Raw genomic sequence first — 6167 nt, 5'->3', positions numbered from 1 at the left:
TCCGGCAACTACGCCCAAATCGGCAGCTCCGGCAACTACGCCCAAATCGGCAGCTCCGGCGACGACGCCCAAATCGGCAGCTCCGGCGACGACGCCCAAATCGGCAGCTCCGGCGACGACGCCCGAATCGGCAGCTCCGGCGACGACGCCCAAATCGGCAGCTCCGGCAACTACGCCCAAATCGGCAGCTCCGGCAACTACGCCCAAATCGGCAGCTCCGGCGACGACGCCCAAATCGGCAGCTCCGGCTACAACGCCCGAATCGGCAGCTCCGGCAACTACGCCCAAATCGGCAGCTCCGGCGACGACGCCCGAATCGGCAGCTCCGGCTACAACGCCCGAATCACCGCATCGGGTAAAGGATCAGTGGTGGCCTGCGCGGGCAGCATTGAGCGCATTGTCCTGGGCGAAGGTGGCTGCGTATCAGTTCCATGGCACGACGGTAACCGCACCCGCATTGCAGTGGCGTATGTCGGCGAGAACGGCATTGAGGCAAATACCCCGTATTACGTTAACGACGAAGGTCAGTTCGTCAAGGTTGAGGAATAATCCATGAGCTTAGAAACAAATCTGGAACTTAATAACCAGCTGGTAACCCGTAATAACGAATTGCTTGAACGCCTTATCGCTGCCCTGGCCTCTGGCGTCGCTCTTCGCCCGGACACCGTGGCGCAGGTGCAGGAATACCGCGAAACAGCACTGGAAAACAAAGCGGAAAATACTATTATCCGCAAGGTTACGCTGGACGATCTGGAGTTCAGCGACATTATCGCTCTGGCTGCATTCTACCCTGACCCGCAGGAGCTCAGCGAAACGATGGTCCAGCGGGTTGTTGATTATCGCGATGCCGAAGGCGATAAGCGCGTTGTGCAGATCGACGCCCTGGATAGCGCCCTGCAGGGAGTTAAACGAGCAGGTCATTTGAACAAGCCAGCGTTACTTGACCTGTCGCGTAACATCCTGCGTTTCTGGGACGATTTACCAACCATCGCGGCACGCCGTGAGTTTGCCGAGCGCTTACTGGACGCACCAGCCGACGGCCGTCATGAAGTGAAGCCGAAAACAAGCGGTAAGGATGAAGAACGCACAGGGCCGTTCTACTGCAAGAACGTTGATGGCTCCGCCGCCAGCGAGCTTCATACCCTACGCAAGCTGAACGAACTGCTTAAAAAGGGCCATATCGAGATCACTAAAGTTGAATACCTCCAGCTGCAGGAAGATTTCGCGCGTAAAAACGCGGCAAAAGGCGGTACCGAAACGGGTGACGATGCCGGGGGTAATACTGGCGAACAGACCGATTTTGCGGCGCTGCGTAAAAAGGCCGAAGGGTTGATCCTCCAGCTGGCGAAAGGTGGTTACCGTGCCGAAGCGGTGGCGATTCTGGAAAAACAGGGTGCTAAAAAACTCGGCGAAGTTGCTGACGAGAACCTCTCAGACGTGATCGCTCAGGCTGAAAAAGCGCTGGAGGGTTAATCATGCCAGACGTTCATGCACGACTTTCCCCGTCTTCAGCGCATCGGTGGATGCGCTGCCCCGGTAGTCTGGCGCTGGAGGCCACGCAACCGGATAAAAGCTCCTCATTCGCAGAAGAAGGTACCGCAGCCCACGCGCTGGGAGAAAAAGTGCTGCGCAACCGCCTAAGCCACCCGGAACACTATGCGGGTTGCAATGTCGCGATGTTCCTCGGCTCTTATCCTCTGGCTGAGCACCCGGATGATACTTCCGGCCCGCAGGTAGATGAGGAAATGGTCGAAGCCGTTGGCCGTTACGTCGACACCGTCTGGGCGCTGTCGCAGGGCAATGAGCTGCTGGTCGAGCAGCGTGTCGACTTCTCCCACATCGTGGGCGTAGAAGAGTCCTTTGGTACCGCCGACGGCGTAATCATCGCGGGCAACGAACTGCAGATCCACGACCTGAAATACGGTAAGGGTGTGCGCGTTGATGCTGAGCAGAACGAGCAGCTGCAGCTGTATGCCCTGGGCGCGCTGGAGCAGTTCAGCATGCTGTACGACTTCGAGACGGTGCGCCTGTTCATCCACCAGCCGCGACTTAACCACGTTTCAGAGTGGGCCCTGACGGTGGAAGAGCTCCAGGCGTTCGGCGAACGGGCGCAGGAAGCGGCCGCCAGCGTGATTGTGATGTTCAACATCGCCGATTGCGAAGGCGTCGAAACCCTGCCGCTTGAAAACTTCACACCCGGCGAAAAACAATGTCGGTTCTGTAAGGCAAAAGGCGGTCTGTGCACCGCTGAGGCGCAGGCCAGACTTAGCGATGTGAAAGACGATTTTGTCGACTTAACCGAGCCGGTGGGCGAGCAACTCGTAGAGGCCGTTAAACGCGTGCCGCTGCTGACTGCCGAACAGCTGGCGGATATTTACAGCCAGGTTGGCCTGATTGAGTCTTTTTGCAAAGCGGTGTGCGACCGGGTGAACAGTGAGCTGAACGCCGGGCGTCCGGTACCGGGCTTTAAGCTGGTTACTGGTAAACAGGGTAATCGCGCCTGGAGCGATGAAGAAGCCGCCCGCGCGCTGCTGAAAGACCAGTTCCGATATAAAACTGAGGAGGTTTTCGACCTTAAGCTGATTAGCCCGACCAAAGCCGAGAAGCTCATCAAAAAGGCCAGCCCTCGCCGCTGGACGAAAGTCGAAGCGCTGATCACCCGCGCTGACGGTAAGCCCACCGTCGCCCCCGAATCCGACCCGCGCCCGGCGCTCAATATCAACCCTGTTAACGATTTCGACGACGTGTCCGACGACGCGCTCGCCGCTGACCTCATCTGATTAAGGAACGACTCCATGAAAATTAAACTGAACAACGTCCGCCTGTCTTACCCATCTCTGTTTGAAGCTACTGACTATGAAGGTGACGGCGTATTTAAATTCCGGGCGACATTCCTTATTCCTAAAGGCAGCCCACTCGATAAAGAAATTCAGGCAGCTGTAGCCACGGTTGCAAAAGAAGCTTGGGGCGAAAAATATCAGTCCATTCTGGATTCTATCAAGCATAACCCGAATAAAGCGGGTTATCGCGACGGTGACACCAAACCTGATAGTGATGGATACGCCGGGAATATGTTTATTGTTGCGAGTAACAAATCTCGTCCTCTCGTTATCGATAAAGATAAAACACCGTTGGTTGCCGCAGATGGCAGACCTTATTCGGGTTGCTACGTCAACGCGACGATCAACATCTTTGCCTATGAGAATAAAGGTAAAGGTATCAGTGCTTCGCTCGGCGGTGTCCAGTTCTTCAAAGATGGCGATGCGTTCAGCGGTGGCGGTGTTGCAACCGCAGATGAATTCGACGACATCAGCGAAGGTGCAGACGCCTCCGATCTGGTTTAACCATTCTACGCCCGGCTATACGCCGGGCTGTTTTCTGAGGTCAAAATAATGGCGCAAACAGTATTAAGTAGCAGCATTAAAGAACAAATCGTCTGTAACGCTCTGGCAAAAGCAGGTATTCCAAATCGCAAAGCAGCGCTACGTGCGGCGCGGGTTGCATGGGCTGAAAGAGTCAGGCTACAGGCGATTGGAGGTGCAGAAGTAGAGGCGGAAATACGCAAAAATTTAAAAAAAAAATTGAAGCACTTGCCGCTAAATTTCCTGAGGCGCTAAAAACCTCCAATAGTATTACCAGGAAAGATAACGACATGTATCTGAATCTGGCGGGATCTCGGGTTAACGTCTATTTCAACGGTAATTACCGGAGGTATGAATCAGGATCACCTGACCATATTCACAAAATCGCACCGAGTGAATTTACCCTTCTGGCAGACGACCCCCTCGTTACCGAGTTTTACGGGTTTGATGCACTTTATAAGCAGATTCAGAATGACGAATCAGATATTCGCCAGAACGTCAGTGCCGCGCTGAGTAAAGTCCGGACAGTCAAACGTCTGCTGGAAGAGTGGCCCGAAGCTAAAGAGCTGCTACCAGCCGACGCCTCATCTGTTCCGCTGCCGCCAGCGATACGACGCGAAACTCTCAACGAAATGATCGGCCTCCCTTCCGACGAAGAAGCCACCGCGTAAACACCACCCGGCCATGCGCCGGGTGTTTTGCAAAGAGTGTCCCTTTTCGCAAAGCACCCGCGAGGATTGAGTATGGAAAAATTATGGATTGACCTCGAAACCTTCAGCGAGGTGCCTATTAACAACGGCACCCATGCCTATGCTGAAAAGGTTGAGGTAATGCTGATGGCCTGGGCCATTGACGATGGTCCTGTCAGCGTATGGGATTTAACGACGGGCATTGTAATGCCACCAATGTTGTATCAGGCTCTGGCCGATCCGTCGATTGAGGTGTGGGCGCACAACTCACATTTCGACCGTACGGTTATGAGGCATGACCATCCGGAGCTGGTCCCTGATGTAACACGCTGGCGCGACACGATGGTGCAGGCGCTGGCGCACGGCCTCCCCGGCGCGCTGGGTGCGCTCTGCGAGGTTCTGGGCGTCCCGCAGGACAAGGCGAAGGACAAAGAAGGTAAAGCGCTTATCCAGCTGTTCTGTAAGCCACGTCCGAAGAACAGCAAACTGCGCCGGGCCACCAGCAAAACCCACCCGGAAGAATGGCGGCGCTTTGTTGCTTACGCTGGCCTTGATATCGAGGCTATGCGCGAAGTACATAAGCGCCTGCCGAAGTGGAACTATAAGGGTGCAGAGCTGGCGCTATGGCATCGTGACCAGCAGATCAACGACCGCGGCGTCTGCATGGATGTGCAGCTGGCGCAGGCGGCGATCGAGGCGGTAGACCTCGAGCAAAAACGCCTGGCAAAACGCACGCAGGTGATGACCGACGGCGAAGTGCAGGCGGCCACGCAGCGCGATGCGCTGATTAAGCACATTGTTGAATCGTACGGTGTGGAGCTGCCGGACATGCAGCGCAGCACGCTGGAACGCCGTATGGCGGATCCTGATTTGCCGTCTGCGGTTAAAGAGCTGCTGGCTATCCGCCTGCAGGCCAGCACCACCAGCACCAGCAAGTACAAATCGCTGATGAAGGGCGTGAGCAGTGACGGGCGTCTGCGCGGCACGCTGCAGTTCTGCGGCGCATCGCGAACCGGGCGCTGGGCCGGGCGATTATTCCAGCCCCAGAACCTGCCCCGCCCTTCTCTTGAGCAGGACCAGATAGACGAGGGCATCGAGGCGCTGAAAGCCGGATGCGCCGATCTGCTGTTCGATAACATCATGGAGCTGACCAGCTCAACGCTGCGCGGCTGCATCATGGCCCCCGCAGGCAAAAAGCTGGTGGTTAGCGACCTGTCGAATATCGAAGGGCGAAAACTGGCCTGGCTTGCCGGCGAGCAGTGGAAGCTGGACGCGTTCCGCGAGTACGACGAGGGGACCGGGCCGGATCTGTATAAACTGGCCTACGCCCGCGCCTTCAATATCTCGCCGGACGATGTTGATAAATACCAGCGTCAGATCGGCAAGGTGATGGAGCTGGGCCTGGGCTTTGGTGGTGGCGTTGCGGCGTTCCTGACCTTCGCCCTGGTCTACGGCCTCGACCTCGACGAGCTGGCAAACGCCGCGCTGCCGAACATCCCCCGCGATGTTATCCGCGAGGCTAAAAGCTGGTACGACGAATCGGTTAAGCGTAAGGCGACCTACGGCCTGTCAGAGCGCGTATTCATCGCCTGTGACTCGCTCAAGCGCCTGTGGCGCAGAGCGCACCCGGCAACCTGCGATTTCTGGTACGAGCTCGAGCGCACCGTCCGCTCCGCAATAGCCACACCGCAAAAAACGCTGTACTGCGGTTATCTCAAAGTCCGCCGCGATGGCGCATGGCTGCGTATCCAGCTGCCGTCCGGGCGCGCGCTGTGCTACCCGTCCCCGTCAATCGAGAAGGGAAACATCACCTATCAGGGCGTTAACTCCTACTCGCGCAAATGGCAGCGGCTCAAAACCTACGGCGGAAAGCTGGTGGAAAACGTCACTCAGGCGGCCGCCCGCGACGTTCTGGCCGGAAACATGCCAATGATCGAGGATGCCGGTTACAGCATTGTGCTGACGGTACACGATGAGGTAATCACCGAAGCGCCGGACACTGACGATTTCAACGACAAAGCGCTTTCCGCGCTGCTCTCCACTAACCCCGAATGGGCTCCCGACATCCCGCTGAACGCTGGCGGCTTTGAGGCGTACCATTACAGAAAAGAGTGAG

The 6167-nt window shown here is 56.8% G+C and carries 6 protein-coding genes and 1 pseudogene; all 7 read left to right on the top strand.

Annotated elements, in window-relative coordinates:
• Window positions 1-549 (top strand): annotated as a pseudogene (locus ACWYRJ_RS15035) (protein YdhT); the annotation flags it as partial.
• 3 nt (window positions 550-552) lie between these two features.
• The gene (locus tag ACWYRJ_RS15030; RefSeq protein WP_455508189.1) at window positions 553-1473 is read left to right on the top strand and encodes a hypothetical protein; all 921 of its coding nucleotides are present in this window, start codon (window positions 553-555) and stop codon (window positions 1471-1473) included.
• Window positions 1474-1475: 2 nt separating this feature from the next.
• Window positions 1476-2780 carry a DUF2800 domain-containing protein gene (locus ACWYRJ_RS15025; protein WP_455508188.1) on the top strand — a complete coding sequence of 435 codons (1305 nt, stop codon included), beginning with the start codon at window positions 1476-1478 and terminating at the stop codon, window positions 2778-2780.
• A gap of 15 nt (window positions 2781-2795) precedes the next feature.
• Window positions 2796-3344 carry a DUF2815 family protein gene (locus ACWYRJ_RS15020; protein ID WP_257272838.1) on the top strand — a complete coding sequence of 183 codons (549 nt, stop codon included), beginning with the start codon at window positions 2796-2798 and terminating at the stop codon, window positions 3342-3344.
• A gap of 48 nt (window positions 3345-3392) precedes the next feature.
• A complete protein-coding gene (locus tag ACWYRJ_RS15015; protein WP_455508187.1) occupies window positions 3393-3617 on the top strand; it encodes an Nmad5 family putative nucleotide modification protein in 225 nt (74 codons plus the stop codon).
• On the top strand, window positions 3581-4033 hold the full coding sequence (locus ACWYRJ_RS15010; RefSeq protein WP_455508190.1) for an Nmad5 family putative nucleotide modification protein: 453 nt from the start codon (window positions 3581-3583) through the stop codon (window positions 4031-4033). Before ACWYRJ_RS15015 ends, ACWYRJ_RS15010 begins: the two co-directional genes overlap by 37 nt.
• Window positions 4034-4105: 72 nt before the next feature.
• On the top strand, window positions 4106-6166 hold the full coding sequence (locus tag ACWYRJ_RS15005) for a DNA polymerase (protein ID WP_455508186.1): 2061 nt from the start codon (window positions 4106-4108) through the stop codon (window positions 6164-6166).
• The last annotated feature ends 1 nt before the right edge of the window (window position 6167 follow it).

It is taken from the genome of Enterobacter sp., from assembly GCF_977039595.1.
This window is presented reverse-complemented; position numbering and strand designations above follow the sequence as displayed.